The organism is Ensifer sp. PDNC004 (assembly GCF_016919405.1).
Taxonomy (GTDB): Bacteria; Pseudomonadota; Alphaproteobacteria; order Rhizobiales; family Rhizobiaceae; genus Ensifer.
Genome location: NZ_CP070353.1, coordinates 1,049,529 through 1,066,964 on the forward strand (window position 1 = coordinate 1,049,529; position 17,436 = coordinate 1,066,964).

The 17,436-nt window shown below is 61.2% G+C and carries 26 protein-coding genes; all 26 read right to left on the reverse strand.

Going from position 1 to position 17,436, the window contains the following annotated elements; genetic code table 11:
* Positions 1-3 precede the first annotated feature (3 nt).
* Positions 4-450, reverse strand: a complete 447-nt coding sequence (locus tag JVX98_RS13205; RefSeq protein WP_205238886.1) for a GNAT family N-acetyltransferase — start codon at positions 448-450, stop codon at positions 4-6.
* Positions 447-2,057, reverse strand: coding sequence for a hypothetical protein (locus tag JVX98_RS13210; protein ID WP_371826562.1), 1,611 nt, complete (start codon positions 2,055-2,057; stop codon positions 447-449). Before JVX98_RS13210 ends, JVX98_RS13205 begins: the two co-directional genes overlap by 4 nt.
* A 5-nt stretch (positions 2,058-2,062) precedes the next feature.
* On the reverse strand, positions 2,063-2,662 hold the full coding sequence (locus JVX98_RS13215) for a hypothetical protein (RefSeq protein ID WP_205238888.1): 600 nt from the start codon (positions 2,660-2,662) through the stop codon (positions 2,063-2,065).
* Positions 2,659-3,261 (reverse strand): hypothetical protein, encoded by a 603-nt coding sequence (locus JVX98_RS13220; RefSeq protein WP_205238889.1) that lies wholly within the window; start codon positions 3,259-3,261, stop codon positions 2,659-2,661. Before JVX98_RS13220 ends, JVX98_RS13215 begins: the two co-directional genes overlap by 4 nt.
* Positions 3,258-3,581: a hypothetical protein gene (locus tag JVX98_RS13225; protein WP_205238890.1), complete on the reverse strand. Its 324-nt coding sequence runs from the start codon at positions 3,579-3,581 to the stop codon at positions 3,258-3,260. Before JVX98_RS13225 ends, JVX98_RS13220 begins: the two co-directional genes overlap by 4 nt.
* Complete coding sequence (locus JVX98_RS13230; RefSeq protein ID WP_205238891.1) at positions 3,578-3,754, reverse strand: hypothetical protein; 177 nt, start codon at positions 3,752-3,754, stop codon at positions 3,578-3,580. The genes JVX98_RS13225 and JVX98_RS13230 overlap by 4 nt, the downstream gene beginning before the upstream one ends.
* Positions 3,755-3,824: 70 nt before the next feature.
* Positions 3,825-4,259, reverse strand: a complete 435-nt coding sequence (locus JVX98_RS13235; protein ID WP_205238892.1) for a hypothetical protein — start codon at positions 4,257-4,259, stop codon at positions 3,825-3,827.
* A 12-nt stretch (positions 4,260-4,271) separates the two neighbouring features.
* Positions 4,272-5,267, reverse strand: coding sequence for a DUF5309 domain-containing protein (locus JVX98_RS13240; protein ID WP_205238893.1), 996 nt, complete (start codon positions 5,265-5,267; stop codon positions 4,272-4,274).
* A 24-nt stretch (positions 5,268-5,291) separates the two neighbouring features.
* Complete coding sequence (locus tag JVX98_RS13245) at positions 5,292-6,263, reverse strand: hypothetical protein (RefSeq protein WP_205238894.1); 972 nt, start codon at positions 6,261-6,263, stop codon at positions 5,292-5,294.
* A gap of 32 nt (positions 6,264-6,295) precedes the next feature.
* Positions 6,296-6,535, reverse strand: a complete 240-nt coding sequence (locus tag JVX98_RS13250; RefSeq protein ID WP_205238895.1) for a hypothetical protein — start codon at positions 6,533-6,535, stop codon at positions 6,296-6,298.
* Entirely contained in the window at positions 6,532-8,589 is a 2,058-nt protein-coding gene (locus tag JVX98_RS13255) for a phage portal protein (protein WP_205238896.1), read from the reverse strand. Before JVX98_RS13255 ends, JVX98_RS13250 begins: the two co-directional genes overlap by 4 nt.
* Positions 8,589-9,893, reverse strand: a complete 1,305-nt coding sequence (locus JVX98_RS13260; protein ID WP_205238897.1) for a phage terminase large subunit — start codon at positions 9,891-9,893, stop codon at positions 8,589-8,591. The genes JVX98_RS13255 and JVX98_RS13260 overlap by 1 nt, the downstream gene beginning before the upstream one ends.
* Entirely contained in the window at positions 9,865-10,272 is a 408-nt protein-coding gene (locus JVX98_RS13265; protein ID WP_205238898.1) for a hypothetical protein, read from the reverse strand. The genes JVX98_RS13260 and JVX98_RS13265 overlap by 29 nt, the downstream gene beginning before the upstream one ends.
* A gap of 319 nt (positions 10,273-10,591) precedes the next feature.
* The gene (locus tag JVX98_RS13270; protein ID WP_205238899.1) at positions 10,592-10,747 is read right to left on the reverse strand and encodes a hypothetical protein; all 156 of its coding nucleotides are present in this window, start codon (positions 10,745-10,747) and stop codon (positions 10,592-10,594) included.
* 73 nt (positions 10,748-10,820) lie between these two features.
* Positions 10,821-11,030 (reverse strand): hypothetical protein, encoded by a 210-nt coding sequence (locus JVX98_RS13275; RefSeq protein WP_205238900.1) that lies wholly within the window; start codon positions 11,028-11,030, stop codon positions 10,821-10,823.
* A 100-nt stretch (positions 11,031-11,130) separates the two neighbouring features.
* The gene (locus JVX98_RS13280) at positions 11,131-11,769 is read right to left on the reverse strand and encodes a DUF6362 family protein (RefSeq protein ID WP_205238901.1); all 639 of its coding nucleotides are present in this window, start codon (positions 11,767-11,769) and stop codon (positions 11,131-11,133) included.
* Positions 11,741-12,160 (reverse strand): hypothetical protein, encoded by a 420-nt coding sequence (locus JVX98_RS13285; RefSeq protein ID WP_205238902.1) that lies wholly within the window; start codon positions 12,158-12,160, stop codon positions 11,741-11,743. The genes JVX98_RS13280 and JVX98_RS13285 overlap by 29 nt, the downstream gene beginning before the upstream one ends.
* Positions 12,157-12,687 carry a helix-turn-helix domain-containing protein gene (locus JVX98_RS13290; RefSeq protein ID WP_205238903.1) on the reverse strand — a complete coding sequence of 177 codons (531 nt, stop codon included), beginning with the start codon at positions 12,685-12,687 and terminating at the stop codon, positions 12,157-12,159. The genes JVX98_RS13285 and JVX98_RS13290 overlap by 4 nt, the downstream gene beginning before the upstream one ends.
* Entirely contained in the window at positions 12,684-12,971 is a 288-nt protein-coding gene (locus tag JVX98_RS13295) for a hypothetical protein (protein WP_205238904.1), read from the reverse strand. Before JVX98_RS13295 ends, JVX98_RS13290 begins: the two co-directional genes overlap by 4 nt.
* On the reverse strand, positions 12,971-14,407 hold the full coding sequence (locus JVX98_RS13300) for a DnaB-like helicase C-terminal domain-containing protein (RefSeq protein WP_205238905.1): 1,437 nt from the start codon (positions 14,405-14,407) through the stop codon (positions 12,971-12,973). The genes JVX98_RS13295 and JVX98_RS13300 overlap by 1 nt, the downstream gene beginning before the upstream one ends.
* Positions 14,404-14,976 (reverse strand): MT-A70 family methyltransferase, encoded by a 573-nt coding sequence (locus JVX98_RS13305; RefSeq protein WP_205238906.1) that lies wholly within the window; start codon positions 14,974-14,976, stop codon positions 14,404-14,406. Before JVX98_RS13305 ends, JVX98_RS13300 begins: the two co-directional genes overlap by 4 nt.
* Complete coding sequence (locus JVX98_RS13310; protein ID WP_205238907.1) at positions 14,973-15,602, reverse strand: hypothetical protein; 630 nt, start codon at positions 15,600-15,602, stop codon at positions 14,973-14,975. Before JVX98_RS13310 ends, JVX98_RS13305 begins: the two co-directional genes overlap by 4 nt.
* On the reverse strand, positions 15,599-15,952 hold the full coding sequence (locus tag JVX98_RS13315; RefSeq protein WP_205238908.1) for a helix-turn-helix domain-containing protein: 354 nt from the start codon (positions 15,950-15,952) through the stop codon (positions 15,599-15,601). Before JVX98_RS13315 ends, JVX98_RS13310 begins: the two co-directional genes overlap by 4 nt.
* Positions 15,953-16,036: 84 nt before the next feature.
* Entirely contained in the window at positions 16,037-16,591 is a 555-nt protein-coding gene (locus JVX98_RS13320) for a hypothetical protein (RefSeq protein ID WP_205238909.1), read from the reverse strand.
* Positions 16,588-16,917 (reverse strand): hypothetical protein, encoded by a 330-nt coding sequence (locus tag JVX98_RS13325; protein WP_205238910.1) that lies wholly within the window; start codon positions 16,915-16,917, stop codon positions 16,588-16,590. The genes JVX98_RS13320 and JVX98_RS13325 overlap by 4 nt, the downstream gene beginning before the upstream one ends.
* A complete protein-coding gene (locus JVX98_RS13330) occupies positions 16,918-17,304 on the reverse strand; it encodes a hypothetical protein (RefSeq protein ID WP_205238911.1) in 387 nt (128 codons plus the stop codon).
* Between the last annotated feature and the right edge of the window lie 132 nt (positions 17,305-17,436).

Sequence of the window (17,436 nt, forward strand, 5' to 3'; positions counted from 1 at the left end):
GTGTTATCTCCGGTTGACGGGATGCGCCCGCCAGTCGTCGTCAGTGAATGTGAACAGGATTTCCGCCTCTTCCCGGCCTCTCAGGCGCGGGATGCGGTGAGCAGTGAAGCCGAAGCGCTCGGCAATGCCGACCATGACAGTGTTGCGCTCAGACACCCGCAACACGACCATCTGGCAGCCGACCTGATCGAACGGGTAACGGAACATGGCCTTGAGCATAGGGCGCGTCAGCCAGCGCCGGCTGGTGGCGGCCGCCGAAAGCTCGATGACGCCGGCCTCGGGATTGTAGTTGTGGAAGACGACACCAGCGACGAGCCGGTCACCATCGACCAGCCCGAGCGTTGTGAAATTCTCCCATCCGCGTTCACATCCGGGGATCCCACCGGCAACGAATGACGCGACGGCAGCGTTGATCTCAGGCGCGCGTTCGCCGCCCCAGACCAGCGTCAAGCGCTGGCCTCGCCGACTGAGACCTGCAGCGTGGCGAGATCTACCTCAACATCAAGTTTCACGTCGCCGCCAGAGATGATGACGCATCCGACCGCCAGCATGTCGCCGCTCGCGCGCACGTTCTGACGGAACTGGTACCGGTTCTGATCGGAGATGCCGTCCCATATGGCCACGTCCCACAGTCCTATGTCCCACTCCGACGCAGTCGCGTCCCCTTCGGTCACGGTGCTGTACGATGGCGTCGCCTTGTCATAGTCAGCTTTCGCAAAGAGCAGAACATTCGGGCTCGTCCTTGCTCGAAAATACATGTGAGCCAGCGTACTAGTGGCGCGCTGCCCGAATGTTCCAGCGGGAGCGAACTGCGAAAGGTAAGTCGCGGCAAATGACATGCCGTCGTCTGTGCCGGTGATATCTCCCTGCCAGCAATAGCCGTCTATCGAGCCGAAGAAGAGGCCGCCTTGCAGGGTCGCATAGCAGAGCGCTTTCCAATTGCTGATCGTGGACCAGCGCCCGGTCAGGACATTGAGAACGAAGGTCGTATCTGTGACCACGGAGTTTTCCGGAAAGGTCACGAAAACGAGGTTCTGTTCCGGCCATTGGGTCACCGTCCACCCGCCGCCGGTCGCGTTCGCCGCCTTCTTCCATTCATCCTCGATCGGGCGCGAAACCGAAACCAGGCTTAACGTCTGCCGGTCCCGCTGAAACACCTGCGAGATCGGCGTCAGCCCATCACTGGTGGCGATCAAAATATCGCCGCCTGCCCGGATCCAGGCATTCTTCCCGAGTGGCTTGCCGATCTGATAGACGCCCTTGAGTCCGAAGTTGTTGGCGTCGCTCGGGTCAGAGCCGGCATAAACCGCAACCTCGCCCTCAGTCGACACGAACACGCACAGGTCAGACAGTCCGTCGCCGCTTTCAAGCGACCACGAGAAGCCGGTCATCAACGATCCGCCCTTCTTCATGACCCCGCCAAGCGGGAAAACGGAGGCGGCGCCGCCCATCGCATTGACCGGCAGATAGTAGGCGTCGAGCGTGGCGTTCTTCAGGAAGAACTGGCGATTCTTGAAAAGCCAGCCGTAGTTGAGTTGCGGCATCGTGGTGCTGTCACTGAAGGTGATGGCCGGCGATGTCGTCCAGGTGGTGCCATTGTAGAGGCGGCGATCGTCGGCGCCATTGAGGCACACGAGGTTCGAAACGCCGGCGTTGGTATGCTGAAACGCGCACCAATTACCCCCGGAGAGCCCCGAAACGTCTGCTGCTGTCGTTGTTGGCGGCGAAGCGGGCGACGTCATGTTGTAGATCGCCGTTCCCGTCGCCATAAAGAGCTTTTCGTTGGTTCCGTACTTGTATTTGAAGGCGCTGATGATATCGCCGCCGTCGGCCGCAAGCCCCTCCTTGATCGATCCGCCACGGATGCGGGAGCCGACCAGCGTCGGAAAGAAGTTGCGCAGCACCGTTGCCGTTCCAGGCTGCTGCGAAGCGATGTCCATTGTCGTCACCAACCCGCCCTTCGGCGCCGGATAGGTGATCGGCTGCGAGGATACCCGCTGCCCCACGGCTACACTGCCACGGTTGCTTTGACCGATGCGTGCCGGCCTGACGGTCATCTTCATCAGGCACCCCGATCCGCGTTGAGTTCCTGCACGAGATCTGCCTCGAACTCGGCGAGGTTATCGTCGAACGGCAGACCCTTCTGCCGCTTCCAACGCCACAGGATGCCCTTCACGAGCAGGCGCTCCGCGAAGAGCGTGGTGTCGTCGTCAGCGCTCCAGGTAGAGGCTTCGCCTCCGACGTTCTTCAGGATCCAGTTTTTCGACACGTAGTCGACGATGGCGCCTGCCCCGGCAGACGCCGGGGAAAACAGCACCTGACCGGCCTTGATGAAGAAATACGGCTGTGTCGACGGTATTCCGACGATGACGGCCCATTGAGAACTGTTGGTGATCGGCCGCACGAAGTCGCCGGCAGACGTTCTTACCGCTCCTCCGGGCGTCATACGCTCGTAATCAGTCGGGATCGTCATGGGAGACGAGACGGCTGTCGCTGTTTTCAGCATCTTTTGCCAGTCGCCGCGGCGCGCGATTTCGTCACCGGCCTCCAGGGCCAGAGCAACCATTGTCTGCGCGTTCGGATTGGCGGAGCCGTAGACACTCGTGAACCGGTCGAGCGATACGACGTCGCAAACCTCGTTGATCGACGACAGCAAAGTCATGGCGTGACGCCTCCGACGACGACTTGAGCGTTGCCCCAGCGGGCGCGCTCGTCCTGGATACCGATCCCGCTCAACGCCAGGCTCATCAGCTGCTGTGCCGCCTGCACCTTGGCCACGTCACGCTCCCAGATCGCGATTTCGGTCACGAGTGCGTAGAGGTAGACGTCAGGCGCCTTTGTCAGCAGCCAATTCGTCGGTGCGGCGGCCGTCAGCGCCGGGATCTTGCCGTAATAGGTAACCGTCAGGCTGCCATCCGCCGACGGCGCCACGTTGATCGTATTTCCGATGATGGCATAGCCGGCGGGGATGCCGGAGCGGCCCATATAGCTCGCCGTCTGCTGCTGCAGGGCAACGGCGCGGATCGGAATGCCGCTGGCGTTCTTCACCTCGCGCGCTTCCAGGAAGTCCACAGGGAGCGGGCCGGAGCCGCCGGTGAGCGTGACAGTACCCACGACCTCCATATCGGCCACGCGCAGCGCGCGGTTCAGCTTGATCTCGGCGAGGCCGATGAAGCGCGGAAACAGGTGCGCGATGTCGTTGCGGCCGCTGTATTCGCCGGCATCGACGAGCAGCGACGCATAGTCCGAAATGGCGGTCATAGGTGCCCGTCCTTCGTGCGCCAGGCGCGGTTGTCGGAACTATTGAGGAAACGCTTCACAAAGGCGTCGTTGCCCTCGCTATGGGCCTGCACGAGGCCGCTGTCGTGGGCGACGTTGAGCGGGATCGAGGCGACCCGATGCCAGTCGCCGGCCCAAGCGCGGCTTGCCTCGTTGCGCACCGCCTGGTTTTCGCTGATCACGTTGTCGACGGGGTAATCGACGCGAAACACGTCTTTCTCCCCGTCGAACATGTGCCAGACCGAGCGACCGGACGCCATGTCGTGAGAATGGAGCGTCCACGCCCCGTCACGGATGATCATTCGCCGTCGCCCGGAAGCGGGTCTGCGCGTTCGGCCTTGCCGGCGGTGATAAGCTGCTTCGCGGTCGAAACGGGCACGTCGAGAACGGTACCGGCTTCGATACGCTTCTCGTCGGCTGCCCAGGTGTCGTAAAGCAGTCTGATTGGCGTGGTCTTTTCCTTGGCGTCTGCCATGTTCCTTGCTCCTGAAAAAGGAAAGGGCGAGCCGAAGCCCGCCCCCTGCTGGTTGATGATGGCCGATCGCTTAGGAGACGGCTGCCGAGAACGGCGTCACTTCCGTGCCGGTACCGGACGCGGAAACGCTGACGCTCCAGAGGCCGGAAGCGACATCTTCAAGCTCGATGATATCGCCCTTGATGCCGCCCTTGGTGGAGCCATTCATGGTAATCGTGTCAGAGTCCGCGGCGGTTTCGAAAATGACGCTGGTGTCGCCTGCGTCCTGCGCGACAAGAGCCGTGCCGGTCATCACGTCGGTACCATTGGCAACCTGAATGATCAGGTTGTTGCTGGTGATCGTGGTGTTGACGACGACCTTGAACTTGGCGCCGGTTCCGGTTGCCGCGGGCAGCGTCATGGTGATGCCGGCGGCGCGGCTGGCGACGATGGTGGCGCCAGCGTGGGTCTTGCGGGTGACGGCCAGCGTCGCCGCCGTCACGTTGATGGGCTGAAGAGAGGGCATGTTCGTCGCTCCTTAGCTCGAGGCCGTGAGGCCGAAGAGGTCGGCGGCAACGCCGAGGCCCTTCTCGTTGTGGACCTTGAGGGTGCCCTCGCCGATGATCACGCCCTTGTCGGCGTCGCCGGTCTTGGCGAGATCCTTGTCTTCCTGGATCTTGCGGAGCCAGAGGAAGGACAACATGTCGGTGTCGATGAAGAAGGCGTTGCGCGCGAGGCCGGCAGCGCCAGCCTGGACGCGGTTCGGATGGATCATGACCGTGCCGAACGGACCCTCGTAGTAGTCAGCCGTGGCAACGATGGTGTTGCGCTCGCCGCCCTTGGAGACCGCATAGCGGAACGGCGCCACATTGGCGTCGGACATGAAGGTGACGAACACGCTCTTGACGTAAGGCGAGACCGAGACGTGGCGGAAGTTCGCCCCGCTCTGGTAGCCCTGCTGCATGACGCTGTCCAAGATGGCCTTAGTGAACGCACGCTGCGTGCCGTTGGTCGGGACGACCGTGAGGCCGCTACCGGTGTTGAAGCCACCGTTGGAGCCGCCGGCGCCGCGGGAGACGTTGGTGACGATCCAGGTGTTGAGCGAGCCAGAGACGCGGGTACTGCCGCCGACCGACGCCTTAGTGTCGACGATGGCATATTCGACGTCCTTGCGGATCTCGACGCCCTTCTTGAGCTTCTGATACTTCCGCTTCTGGACGTTGCCGGCTTCGGAAACGACTTCCTGGGTGTTCGAGATGATCCAGTCCTTGCGCAGGATCTGGGTGTAGTTGCCCAGACGCACCGGCGGCGTGATGGCGTCGAACTCGTATTCTTCGCCCTCCTGCCTGATGTTTTCGCCCGGCGCGGCGAGTTCGTCGGTTTCCCACTCGGGATGGATCGAAACGGCTTTACCCTTCTCGATCAGCGAGTAGATCGGGGTGTCTTCCGGCGTGATGCGGGACACCACGTCGGAAAGCTCTTCACGATTGCCAACTGCCTGGCTGGTCGTGAAGGTGTTGGTGATTACGGCCATGAGGCTGTTCCTTCGAAGATGGGGTTAATCGAAGTCGACCGACATTGCGTCGCGGATCGACCCGGTTTTCGACAACCTGCTCATCGCTTCCCTGCTGCTTTTGGCTTGCGGGTTCACCGGCCCGTTCGGCTTGGCTTTCACCGGCGCCGGAGGGGCGTTGTTGACCTTCGTCAAGGCTTTGCCCTTCGCCTGCTCGGCAGCGAGGCCGATCCGGGCGTAATGGGCGAGCTTGAATATCCGATGGTCGGTTATCCCCTTCATCTCGTCGTCGGCGAACCCGAGTTGACGAGCCGTGGCGAAAGCATCGTCGAAGAACTTTTTGTGTCCTTCTTCGGTCTTCATCGCCTCGGGGAAGGCTTCGGCCAGCTTCGCGCTCTCTTCCGCCAACGCCTCTTCCGTGGCGCCGGCTTTGAGTTCTTCCCCGACCTTCTTCGGTTCCCCGCCCATGTCGATGAGGCGGTTCACCAGATCCAGAGAGTCGTCATAGACGGCTTTCTGGCGCGTGTATTCGGCCGGGTTCTGCATCGCCAGCGCACGTGTCGGCTCTGGCGGAAGCTGCTGGATCAGGAATTCAGCGATGTTGTTCACGGTGTTCGTGACGCGGGTTGTCATGGCGTCAAGATTTCGGCTCTTGTTGCCGAGATCCTGCGTTTTGTGTCGGTAGTCACGATCACGCATGTACCCGAGCTTCAGTTCCTCAAGAGGAACCTGCTCGCCACCCTTGAGGGTGATGACGGTGTCCTGGGTCTCGTTGGCCTCTTCGCCATTCTCGGCGTCGTTCGGCTCGTCGCCCTGGTCTGCGTTCTCGCCGGTCTCTTGGCCCTCATCTTCGGTGGCCTCACCCGTCGCATCCGTCGATTGCCCTTCCGTCTCTTCCTCTTCGTTGGCCTCTCCGGGCTCGGCAAAGTCGAGATTTGCGGCGTCATCGAATGTGAGTGCGGGTCGTGCACTATCACTCTCGCCGACGAACGGCGAGTTGGTGGTTGCATCAGTCATGTCTGGCTTGCCTTTAAGGTCTGGCTCCGGCCCTATGCCGGGGCTCCTTTACCGTCAGCAGAGGATTGATCCTGCGAGAGGAACTGGATCTTGCTACGGAAATTGCGGACGGCTCGCGCTTCGGCCGCAAAGGCGGCGCGGGCTTCGTCATCTTTCAAGGGGGCGTTGATGCAACCGTTGACGGCTGCTGCCTCCAGTTCATCGAGGAGAGCGGCGACGAGCGGCATGTCCATCAGGACGCGCGCGGCCGCCTGCTTGTCTTCCTTGTTCATCCTGGCTGCCCGCCGATCTGTGTTTGCGGGATACGCTGGCCGACCATCGCTTGCGCCATCGCCTGATCACGCTTCAGCGCGATTTCCTGGTCGATCTGGTAGCGCTTCAAGTCGCCTTCCATTCGGATCTTCGCCATGTCGACTTGCGTCTGAGCGGCCAGCTTCTGTCGATCGGTCTCAGCGTCCAGTTTAGCCTTCTCCATGTCGGCTTGCGCCTGGATCTGCACTTTCTGCATCTCCGGGTCGGGCTTGTTCGCGTCGGCCTCGAGGCGCTTCCGCAGCTGCTCCGGATCAGGCTTGGTGAAATACAGGTCCGGAGACTTCAGGCCGGCCGCCTCGACTGTCTTGGCGATCGAGTTATAGAGGTTGTCGGGCGACACATACGGGTTGTTGACGGGCCCCAGCGACGCCAAGAGCTTCTCCTGCAGCTGCTGGATCATCGTAACCATCATCATGTCGCGCTCGCGCGTGCCTGCGCCGAGCCCGGTGTTCACGGTCGCGTCCATGCCGGCATTCCAGTGCCGAGGGTCGAAGGTCACCCACTTCCCTCTCAGGCGCACGGTGCGCGGCTGATCCTGGTGCTTGATCGTGAGCTTCAGCAGCCCTTCAAAGACCCGCTTCAGGCCCTGGGCGAACGTGCGCACCATCAATTCAGTCTGCCCGATACCGGCCGCCTCGATCATCGACGAGGCTTTGGCCGTCATGTTCTGCAGGGCGTCCGGTGCCATGCCGCTCGATGCATCCGAAATCCCCGTGCGGTCGGTCGCCTCTTCGTCGAGATAGCCGAGCATCGCGAATGACTGCTGGGCGACGAAAGGCACCGTGTTGAAGGCAATAGCGCTGCGCACATCGACGCCTTGGGAAACCCGGATCGGCTGACCGAATTTCGGGTTCAGTACCGATTCCGGGTTCTGAATGACGCCCTCTTGGACCGTCGGCTGCTGGTTGTTCTGCCAGTACAGGTTATCCAGCGTCTGACGGAGTAGCACGGTCTTGATGCGCTGGATCTCCATCATGTCGTCGGTGACCGAGTTGCCTTCGCGCTGATGCGGCCGGCGCTCTGTGATCAGATCGGCGAACGGAACGTCGTCCCACTCCTCGTCGAAGAGCATGTTGGTCTGTGCCAGGCCACCGGCAAACACCATGCGGCGAAGCTCGGCGATCCCGTCGTCGTCGACGTCCAGCCTGACGTAAAGCTCGTAATAGTCGATTTCCTGCAGCGCCTTAGCAGTCGAATCCTGCTCGTCGAAGGGAGAGCGGCGGCGGGTCGCCTCTTCGGCTTCCTCTTCCAGGTCGTCGGTCGTGGGCGACAGGCTGTCGATCTTGTCCCGGTCATAGCCCATCGCCACCAGATCGGAGCGTCGGCGCTTCGTCTTGATGCCAGTGATTGGGCTATCCTCGATCGTCATGGCATCCGGGTGGATCATGAACTCTTCGAGCGGGACCGCGGCGAGCTTGGTGCAGCCGTATTCCGTCGCTCGGCGGATCTTCACCGTGTAGAAGGTGACCGGCTTCGGTCCCTCTGGCGTGTCGATTGTTTCCTGGTACTGATCCTGCTCGAGCACTTCGATGTCGTCGTCGGCGACAAGCTGAACTAACGACGCCTCATCAAGCCCAGTATGCGTCGAGACTTCCACCCGGCGCTTCTTATCAAACCACCAGCGGATGACGCCGTTGCGCAGCTTCAGCGCGTCGTGCGCAGCGTCCTGGACAGCGTCGTAACCGTTGCTTTCCGGAAAGACCACGTAGTTGATATAGTCCGTCGCTTGCTCGGCGGCTGCCTCGTCGCCCTGGTCGACAGGCTCATACTCGACAACCTTGTCGTTGCCGAGAATGGTCCGGATCAGCGACGGCAGAACCTTCTTGATCATGGCGCGGACGTCGCGCGAAACGACCTTCGACCGGTTCGGATCGGCCGGCGTGTCCTTCATCTCGCCATCGTAATACTGCATGGCCTTGATGCGGTCGCCGGAAAGCTCGTCCCGGTAGTTCTCGCAATCCTTGACCAACTGCGAGACCTGGGCAGCGATCTGCTGTTTATCCATCGCTGCCATCAAACAACCTTCCGATCTTGCCACTTGTCCCAGCCCTTGGCTGAAGACGGTTCCTTGTACGACACGCACATCAGGCCGAAAGCGTCTGCACCGTGTGACGCCCAGTCATGATTGGGGCCGAGGCCGATACCTCGTTCCTCGTCCCGCTTCTCGTGATACCAGCCCAACGCATCGCGGCCGCCTTGCGTAGTGTCTTCGTTAAACCACATGGCCGGAAAGAGCCGCCGCGCCGCCTCGATGCGTTGCGACGCCGCCCCGGCGCCTTGGTTAGGGATAACGGTGACTGCATAGCCGGCGGCTCTCAGTGCAGTCTCCCATGATGCGTCAGCCACCGGATTGATCGGCGCTCCATCATGAGGAAGCCACATACTCGCCTTGTCTGGCGAATAGCCCTTGGAGCGGCACCAATTGAGATGCGTAGCCAACGGCTGTCCCTGCGCCTCGTAATAATCAAGGACCCGGATCTCCTTGCCGATGAACTGAGCGACCCAGATTGCGGTCGCGTCTGACTTTGCCCCGCGGCCGCCCAAGTCCCAGAAGAGCCGCAACGTCATCAGCGGATCGGCGGCAACCCGACCGATGCGGCCTTGTGTTTTTGCCTCCGTCAGGCACTTCGCGAAGTAGGCGCCCTGTACAACCGTCACGTACCCGCCTTCCCACACATGATCGTAGTCATCCGGCGTTATGCGCTTACAGTCGGCACGCTCTTGCTCAAGCTCGGAGGTGAACCACGGATTGTCTCGCCAGTTGGCATTGACGACGATCGCGCCTGTGGGCTTCTCTGGCCCGCGGAGCATGACGTCGACCGGATCGGTCTTCCGCCTTGCGTTCCAACTCCACCACATCTGGGCGCCTGGACTGCGCATGGTTGGGCGCAGCAGCTTGATTGAGTTCGCCGTGGCTGTCTGCGCCTCTTCCCACCATGCCCGCTTGAAGCCCTCCAGCGACTTGATGCTCTCGGCCGTGTAGTCCTGCATGCCCTTGAAGAGCATGAGGCCATCCCCGGGTGTCTCGATCACGTCCTTGAAGATGCGGAAGCCAGCGGCCTCGCCCAGGCGGTATTCAGCAAGCTTGCGTTCAATCAGCGCCTTGGATGACTGCTGCAGATCCTTCTGGACTTCACGAATGCAGATGGTGCGCAGCCCTTCGCCGCTGTTGCCTGGCTCTGCCAAGCTGTCCTCGATGAGCAAGCCGGCGAAGAAGTGAGACTTGCCCGACCCTCGGCCGCCCCATGCCCCTTTGTCACGAGCAGGCTCGAGGAGAGGCGCGAAGACCTCAGCCGTTGGTATCTGTAGGACGGACAATGCGGCGCTCTATGGTGTGAACGACTTCGATCGGGTTGTCGGTGATGCCGCCGATCTGATGGCGCACGACCGCATGCGAACCCTGCATCTTGTTTGCTTCGGCAATGGCGGCGATCGATGACCGCGGGTCTTTCAGAAGGTTGCGTTTGGCGATGATGCCGAGCATGCGAAGGCGGGCGGCACTGCTCCACTCTGCCTTCTCAGACAGCCGCGTTCTGATCTCTTCGACGCGCTTTGCGACGTTGACATTTGTTGACAGGCGAGAAGCTGCAGTTCGGTCACCTGAATAACCAGCGTCCGTATACGCTTCTGTCGCAGTCTTGCCTCTTGCGAGGGCCTGGGCGAAGGCCTCATGCTTGGCATTTTTCAGCACAGGCATTCGGTTCTCTTCCCTTCACTGCGCAAAATCATTTCTTCTGGCCGGTGAGGCCTTGGCATTTCGCGATATGAATTTTCTACGTTCAGAGCAGAAAAACGATGACGCCAACCGCGAGAGCGAGAGACATTGCAGCGTATACCTGCATGAAGAGCGGCGGCTTCCCCATCTATCTTCACTTCCCTGTTGTTGGGTTGGTCAGCGCGGACGGATGCCGAAGGCGAGCAAGATGCGCTCAAGCCACGAAAGGTAGCGACCACGACCATCTGCGCTGATCATCAAAATTCCGTCTGCCTTCTTGTGAAGTCTCATCCCTTCCCCCTCAGTGTATCGTTGCAATCCGCATGTCGCGGTTCATCGCGCTCTGCGTGCATCGGACGCAGTCACCGGTCTCGATCACGTTGCCGTCTGCGTCGTAGAGGCGCCATGTCCGGGGCTGGCGATCGATCAGCTTGAGATATCCGATGTTCGGGCTCATCCCTTCCCTCCCGTTGGCTTTGGGTTTCCGAACCAGGGGACAAACCACCCTCTCGGTGGGCGGGGCTTGGTCATTACGATGCGAACCACGGCTTAGCCGAAGACGAGCCCGTCAGCGGGTGCCAGCCAGTTGGGCGAAGGTGGAGACCCTTCAACTGTTCAGAGGGCGACTTGGCGGGCTTACTGGTCACCTTGCCGATGCGGCAATGACGCAGCACGGCGTTGATCCTGTTTTCGAACTGGCGGCGCTCTTCGGCGTAATCGCGGATGATGGTGTAGCTCACGCTCATCTCCTCAAAGCGAAACCCCGCCCTCGGGTTATCCGGGGACGGGGCTGTGTGGCCTTAACAGGTATGGCTGGGCGCCTTAGCATCCATGGTAAGCCTATGCCGCGCTGCTCGCCCAATCCCTGCTACTTGGTCTGCCGTCGTCGGCGATCATGTGCGTTGGGTTCTTGGGTGGACGTCTCGCGACTATACTTGGATCAATAGCCCAGTTCGGGACCATTGGCACCACCCTCGACCAGTTCGGCTCATGTAACGATTTAGCGTTTTTGATCAACGCGCTGGAAACGTTTTGAAATTCATTATTCAAGCGGCGCTCTGCCGTACTACGCGACCGGCCTGTTTTCTGGCAGAACTGCCGGAATGATCCGGCTTGCTTCGGCGAAGCCATGCACATCGACCACTTGCCGAGCAGTATCCGGCGCTCGTCATCCTGCACATGATCGAGGAGCCAACCGTACATGACTTCCTCTGCCCTGGATATGGCGGCCGACGATGGTGTGTAGCGCACCCGGTTGCCGTTGATGTCATATCCTGCCGCATGGCCGCCGACTGTTTCGTCTTGGATGGTCGGCCAGAACGATCGCACAGCCGCCGGCCGTAGGTTGCGCACGTCTAGGTGAGCCATGGTGTCGGCCGCCTCTATAAAGCGCGCTCGCACAATCATGACGGCGTCGGCAATGCGCGCCATCTCTTCGCAGATCATGTCATCAAACCGCAAGGCGTTGCTCTGGCTCATCAAGGATCCTTTCGAGGTGTTCGTAAATCAGGGTGCGAAGGGTTGCGCGTACAGGCCAAGGACGGCGCGCGACGGCTTTACCACGCAAGATGCCGAGGGGAATGTGGTCGAAGGCATCGAGAACGGCGCCAGCGCGCTCTATGGCCCAGTCTGGGCGCTGTATGAGGATATCGGACACGGCGCCGATCGTTTCCGACCAAAGCTCATCTCTGTTGTTCTTCGTCTGGCGGATGCATCGCAGCGTCATGACGAGATGGCCGTCGCCGTACTGGTTGCGGATCTCGTGCATGGTGCCGCGGGCGTGGCTCTGTGCTGCCAGTCGTCGGCGGTAGACCGGCACCAACTTGATGCCGAGGCCGTCAAGGAGAGCGTCGAGCCGGCCCTTGCTCATGCGCCCCTCGCCTTCCGCCGCTCGTGGGTCGCCTTCGCGGACCGCGCCTTGCGCTCGAGCCAGTCTGTGCCTCGTCGTTCACCTTGTGAGGCTTCGACCTTGTGGACCGCGTGAAATGCGGTGGTGTGATCCCGTCCGCCGAATAGCCGGCCAAGCTCTGGCCAGGAGATCGACGGCTTGACGATGGTCTTGATCTCCCACATCAGCAGTTGCCGGGCATCGACGAACTTCTGAATGCGGCTCGGGCCGATCACCGCTTCGTATGCCACGCCGAGTTCATCGCAGCGGCGCTTGATGTAGGCCCTGCACGGGCTGCCCATCTCGGCCTTCCAGTATTCCCATGCGCGGACATGGGCATCCTTGGGGTTCTGGTCTCGATAGACGAGGACGATGGCTGGTTCGGGGCGCTCTACCGGCCCGGGGCGGGCCTCTTGCGCCGGCTTGCCCATCAGCCTCGCGCGCCGGGCTGCATACTGCCGCTCCATATCGGCGGCGCTGGTATAGGATTCGGCTTGTACCCACATCATGCCGTCTCCCTCCTCAGTCCCACGACCTTGCGCGGCCGCAGCGTCGGGAACAGCGATTCCGCCTTGGCGTGCCGCTCGGCCTTCACGCCGCAGCGCAGATAGGTGCCGTTGAAATATCGGAGCAGATGGGCGTTGACGGCGCGCAGGGCTTCAAGCTCGGTCGGGAAGACCATCGGCTTGTCTTCGGGCCCCATGATCGGGTTCGGCTGACCGTCTTTGGCAAAGCGGAGCATGCCCCAATGGCCGCCCGGAACGGGCTTGGTATAGCCGGCGAATTCGTTCATCAAAGCATCCTTTCCTGCGCGACGGCTGGCGCCTCAGACACGTATCGGGTTAGCTTCTCGTCGAAGCGGACATGTTTCTTGATGCGGGGATCTCCGAATCGGAGTTTCAGGCAACCGAGTTCTGCCTTGCCTTCCACTTCGGCCCCGAAGGTCTGGCGGAACCGAGTGCGTATGGACTCGGCGTCGCTCGTATCCTTCGCCGTATCCAGCTGACGGTTCATGTGAAGCTCTGCCCGGTAGAGATAGAAGATCGTATCGAACGGCTGGCGGGCAGCCTCGCCGCCGTAGAGGTCAGCCGGGATAGGCCGGGGGTTGTCTCGGCGAAGGCCAGAGCCTGACCGCTGCTGCAAGACAAGCACCGCGGCGCTGTTGTCCTTGGCGAGGGATTTCAGCCGCTGGCCGATCGTGAGGGCCTTGGTGCCCTCGTCTGCTGGGCCCCCGTCCCACTTGATCGCCCGAATATGGTCAATGACGATCAGGGGCGTCTTGCCGTTGCGGTGCTTCTTCATGAACCGCTTGGCCTTGGCGCAGAGGCGCTCCACCGTGTCCTTCTCGCCGCAGTCGATGACGTCGAAAGGCTTCTGGAAGATCTTGCGGGCGAAGGCATAGCACTTCTCCACCTCATCCTGACTCAGGAGGTTGTCCAGCTGGCGCCGTAGCTCGGTGCCCAGGTTCTGCGCTGCCATTTGGGCCACGCATTCTTCGCGGGTCTGGTCGTAGCTGAGGATGAGAACAGGGTGGTCGGCGTCCAAGGCGCGGTAGACGATCTGCATCGTCAGGGATGTCTTGCCCTCGCCGCTGCTCGACAGGAGCCCGATCAGGCGTTTTTCTCGGAAAAGGTGATCGCTCAGGACAACCTCAAGCTCTTTCAGGGGGATCGGAACGCCGAGATTGGATTCGGCATTGCGCCCGCTGGTGATCGCCTGCAGGTATGTCTCGGCGGCTTCGTGGCTAGTGTCCGGTTCGCCTTCCAACGTCTTCATCACGTCTTCGAACCGCCCCCGCAGGGTGTCCACTTGATCCAGAATGTCGCCATCGGGAGAATGGGCCACCTCTTCCATGCGCTCGCCCAAAGCGATGCAAGCCCGCCGGGCGGCACAGTCCATGACGGCGGCTGCGAAGTGAGGGGCGTTGACAGCCGATACGGCATTGATGGCGAGGTGCGCCAGGTACTGGGACACCGTCATGTCGCCGACCATACCTTGCGATATCAGCGTCTTGATCGTCACCGGGTTGATCAGGCGGCCAGCCTTTCGTTGCTCGGTCATCACATCGAATGTTTCGGCATGGATCGGCTCGAAGAAATGCCGGGGGTCGAGTGTCGACGGCAACGCGTCCATCACGTCGTTGTTGATGAAGATCGCCCCGAGCAGGGCTTGCTCTGCCTCGATGTTGTTGGGGAGTTCGCGGCGAAAGGTGGTGTCGTGCATGTTCATGCGGCCTCTCCGAATTTTCCTGTTTCGTCGCCGAAGTGATCCCAACCGGGTCGATCTGTGCGGGAAAACAGCTCCAGGCGCCGAGCGTTGGGCATTAGTTTTTCAGCCGCCTGATATGCTTCATCCGGTTTTCGGGAATGCTCTCGAGCTAGGCCAAGGAAGCCAGACCGAACGGACTTCGTGGTTTTGGGCTTGCCTCGAGTGCCGATGATAAAGGGCTCGTTGCTCGAGCGAAGGATGTAGCCAGTGCCGAAACCGATCTTGCCGTGAACGGTCGTCTTGAGCCATGTGCCGGCCGTCTTGAACTCGAAGCCCTGAGCGCGCATGACCTCGATCGCCTTGTCGAGCATGGGGTTGGTCGCCCACATCCAGTGCAGAGCGTTATCGAGGCAGAGATCTAAGACGGGCAGAGCCTTGATCTCCTCGAGCGGCATGCATCGATAATGCGCCTGCGCTGACTTAGCTTCGCCCTTGCTCGAGCGCAGTTTGTAGCGCCACGCGAAGTCGGACATGATGAAATCGTACGTGTGGGGCTCGAGGTCTCCCCATGGCCAGTTGAAGAGCCTCATGCCGCGCTCCCGAACAGATCGGCGCCGGCGGGCTTGATGTTGCGCGCCATCTGCAGCGCCACCCATGCGGGCTGATAACGGCCGGCGTGAACCTTCATCGCCTTGACCTGGCAGCAGATCGCCAGAGCGCAGGCTTCCGCCGCATTGTGCGCAAGCGTCTTCTGGGGCGGCAGGGTGATGTTCATTTGCTCGCACGCGGCGATGGCGGCGCCCTTCCAGTCCTTCTTGCCCTTGCTGTCAAGCGGTGGCTTGAAGCCCTTGCCGTAGAAGGCCACGCGCCATGTCGCCGCCGGCAGCGTGCCATAGGGAATGCCGAAGTTGGCGAGCGTGGCGACGATCGCCGAGGTAGCCAGCCACGGATAAATCATGGCGTCGGCGCTGGTGTTGCCGATCTTGGCAAGGCTCTGCTCTTCGAGGACGGCAAAATCGGGCTTGCCGGCTTCCTTGTTGTCCATCAGTTCCTTGATAAACGTCTTGACCTTCAAGCCGATCTGGTCGGCCGTGTAATAGTGGTCGGCTTTATCGGGCATCTGGAAAACGCCGCAACGGATCGCCGAGTGATCCCGCGCGCAATCGCGCCATGCCCAGCCGGTGGTTTTCGAGGGGTCAAATGCGATCACCTTCATTGGCTCGCCTCCGCTGGAATGAGGCGATAGAAGACTTCGGACCCGCGCCCGCCGCCAGTTGTCACGATCGACCAGCCGAAGCTTTCGACCAGCTTGCGGAGGCGGCACATCTGCGAATTGATCACGTTGTCGACGAGTTCCGGACCGCCGTCCGGTCGTTCGTCAAACAGAACCGAGATCAGCGAAGCCTTGGCCACGGTTCGGCCTATGCGCTTGGCGAGGAGATCGAGCATTGCGCGCTGCTGGCCGCGAGGGACGCGCTCCACAACCATCTCGATCGGAGCAGCTTCACCGATGAAGCCGTTGCAGCATGGGCACGTGTAGGACTGTATGCGGGGGATGATGTTCATCTTGACCAACCTTCGGAAGAAAACCGCAGCATTCGCGCTGCGCCAGGTGGCCCGCCGGGAGGTTGGGCGGGCTGGGAGGGACCGTCAGTCTTCGATATCGGTCTGGAACGGGTCGCCATCGCCGGGGTCGGCCGCCGGTTCCTCATTCGTCGCGGCGGCTTGGACGCGCGCCAGAATGTCGGGGATCTCGGTGTCGTATTCCTTGCGGCCAGCGTCGTAGCTTTCCAGCCAGAGCTTGTCGTCGACAGAGCCAGCGTCGTAGCTCGAGACGCGATCGAGACCCGTCAGGCCAGCATGGAAGCCCTTCGCTTGGATCATCTGCTCGCCGTCGACACGATCGACCTGGGACAGCAAGTCGCCGCCGCTGGTCGCCGGGATATAGCCGAGCCATTCGAGGTTCTCGCGCTCGGACTTGAGCTTATCGACCGGCTTCTGCTGGTCTTCGGCGTTGAAGGATTTCAGGTAGTGGTCAAGCTTCTGCGCCGGGAAGCCGCTTGCCTTGGCGTTCTGACGGTTCGATTTCTTCTGCTCGCCGAGCGCCTTGATCTGGGCCGCGATGTCGCGGTCCTTCTTGTGGTAGTAGGAGAACAGGATGCGGCGCTCGCGGGCTGCCTTCTCGGTGTCGTTGACCAGCATCATGCAAGCTCCTTTTCCAGACGGTCGAGAGCTTCGTTGGCCTTGCGGATGGCGAGGCCGGTTTCGTCGCTGGCGTCGTGAAGGCTGGGGAAGATGCCGGGGCCGTACGTCGGGCGCCCGCTGTCGCATACATCCTCGAAAGACGGACCTGACGGCCCCATAAGGCGCGACACGAGGGCATTCACGCGATTGGAGAGACCGCTTGCCGCCTCCATGACGTTGCGTGCGTGCTCTACTGCGTTGAAATGCTGCTTTGCCGGCGGGTCGAGGGCGTAAGAGGTGGCCGCCCTGCCAGACGCGTACTCATGCTGTGGTTCCTTGTATGCCATTCACCCTATCCTTTCTCGTGCCAGCCGAACCTTTTCAGCCAGCGCTTGAGCTTCAGCTTCCAAATGCTGCAGATCGTCATTGCTCTCGTACCGATCCCGATCCCGTTGAATTTCATGCTGCAAGGCCCGGATCTCAGCCTCGCAATATTCGAGATATGCCCGCCGGATGGTCGTGAACGCGTCGACCGTGATCGACTTCGCCCGCCCTGCCCGGAGATGCATGATTTGCCAGAAGGAGAGCCCGTGCTTACGAGCCAGACGCCGAACCGCATTTTCGACGTCCCCGTTGCCCGCGGTTTCCCGCGCAACCATCTTCTTCACATACTCTGCCGCTACCGCCGTACTCATGGCTTTGATGCCCCGTTCGTGAATTTGATTCTCTGACATCGTGAATGCGCTCCTTGCTGGATCCGATAATTTGAACTCATCGGAACCACCGCGGCGGCATTCACAAAAGGAGTTACTCGCGCCCCGCGTAAGCCACCCGGCCAGAACGGCTAAGGGGGACTTCCCGCACCG

Bases quoted from the DNA above. Each gene is read 5' to 3' on its own strand.
- JVX98_RS13225 (WP_205238890.1), bottom strand. From the start codon at position 3,581: ATGATCATCCGTGACGGGGCGTGGACGCTCCATTCTCACGACATGGCG.
- JVX98_RS13240 (WP_205238893.1), bottom strand. From the start codon at position 5,267: ATGGCCGTAATCACCAACACCTTCACGACCAGCCAGGCAGTTGGCAAT.
- JVX98_RS13325 (WP_205238910.1), bottom strand. From the start codon at position 16,917: ATGGCATACAAGGAACCACAGCATGAGTACGCGTCTGGCAGGGCGGCC.
- JVX98_RS13295 (WP_205238904.1), bottom strand. From the start codon at position 12,971: ATGAACGAATTCGCCGGCTATACCAAGCCCGTTCCGGGCGGCCATTGG.
- JVX98_RS13265 (WP_205238898.1), bottom strand. From the start codon at position 10,272: ATGCCTGTGCTGAAAAATGCCAAGCATGAGGCCTTCGCCCAGGCCCTC.
- JVX98_RS13270 (WP_205238899.1), bottom strand. From the start codon at position 10,747: ATGAGCCCGAACATCGGATATCTCAAGCTGATCGATCGCCAGCCCCGG.
- JVX98_RS13250 (WP_205238895.1), bottom strand. From the start codon at position 6,535: ATGAACAAGGAAGACAAGCAGGCGGCCGCGCGCGTCCTGATGGACATG.
- JVX98_RS13230 (WP_205238891.1), bottom strand. From the start codon at position 3,754: ATGGCAGACGCCAAGGAAAAGACCACGCCAATCAGACTGCTTTACGAC.
- JVX98_RS13220 (WP_205238889.1), bottom strand. From the start codon at position 3,261: ATGACCGCCATTTCGGACTATGCGTCGCTGCTCGTCGATGCCGGCGAA.
- JVX98_RS13330 (WP_205238911.1), bottom strand. From the start codon at position 17,304: ATGTCAGAGAATCAAATTCACGAACGGGGCATCAAAGCCATGAGTACG.
- JVX98_RS13320 (WP_205238909.1), bottom strand. From the start codon at position 16,591: ATGATGCTGGTCAACGACACCGAGAAGGCAGCCCGCGAGCGCCGCATC.
- JVX98_RS13235 (WP_205238892.1), bottom strand. From the start codon at position 4,259: ATGCCCTCTCTTCAGCCCATCAACGTGACGGCGGCGACGCTGGCCGTC.
- JVX98_RS13245 (WP_205238894.1), bottom strand. From the start codon at position 6,263: ATGACTGATGCAACCACCAACTCGCCGTTCGTCGGCGAGAGTGATAGT.
- JVX98_RS13280 (WP_205238901.1), bottom strand. From the start codon at position 11,769: ATGAGCCAGAGCAACGCCTTGCGGTTTGATGACATGATCTGCGAAGAG.
- JVX98_RS13290 (WP_205238903.1), bottom strand. From the start codon at position 12,687: ATGATGTGGGTACAAGCCGAATCCTATACCAGCGCCGCCGATATGGAG.
- JVX98_RS13215 (WP_205238888.1), bottom strand. From the start codon at position 2,662: ATGACTTTGCTGTCGTCGATCAACGAGGTTTGCGACGTCGTATCGCTC.
- JVX98_RS13315 (WP_205238908.1), bottom strand. From the start codon at position 15,952: ATGAACATCATCCCCCGCATACAGTCCTACACGTGCCCATGCTGCAAC.
- JVX98_RS13285 (WP_205238902.1), bottom strand. From the start codon at position 12,160: ATGAGCAAGGGCCGGCTCGACGCTCTCCTTGACGGCCTCGGCATCAAG.
- JVX98_RS13310 (WP_205238907.1), bottom strand. From the start codon at position 15,602: ATGAAGGTGATCGCATTTGACCCCTCGAAAACCACCGGCTGGGCATGG.
- JVX98_RS13210 (WP_371826562.1), bottom strand. From the start codon at position 2,057: ATGACCGTCAGGCCGGCACGCATCGGTCAAAGCAACCGTGGCAGTGTA.
- JVX98_RS13300 (WP_205238905.1), bottom strand. From the start codon at position 14,407: ATGAACATGCACGACACCACCTTTCGCCGCGAACTCCCCAACAACATC.
- JVX98_RS13255 (WP_205238896.1), bottom strand. From the start codon at position 8,589: ATGGCAGCGATGGATAAACAGCAGATCGCTGCCCAGGTCTCGCAGTTG.
- JVX98_RS13305 (WP_205238906.1), bottom strand. From the start codon at position 14,976: ATGAGGCTCTTCAACTGGCCATGGGGAGACCTCGAGCCCCACACGTAC.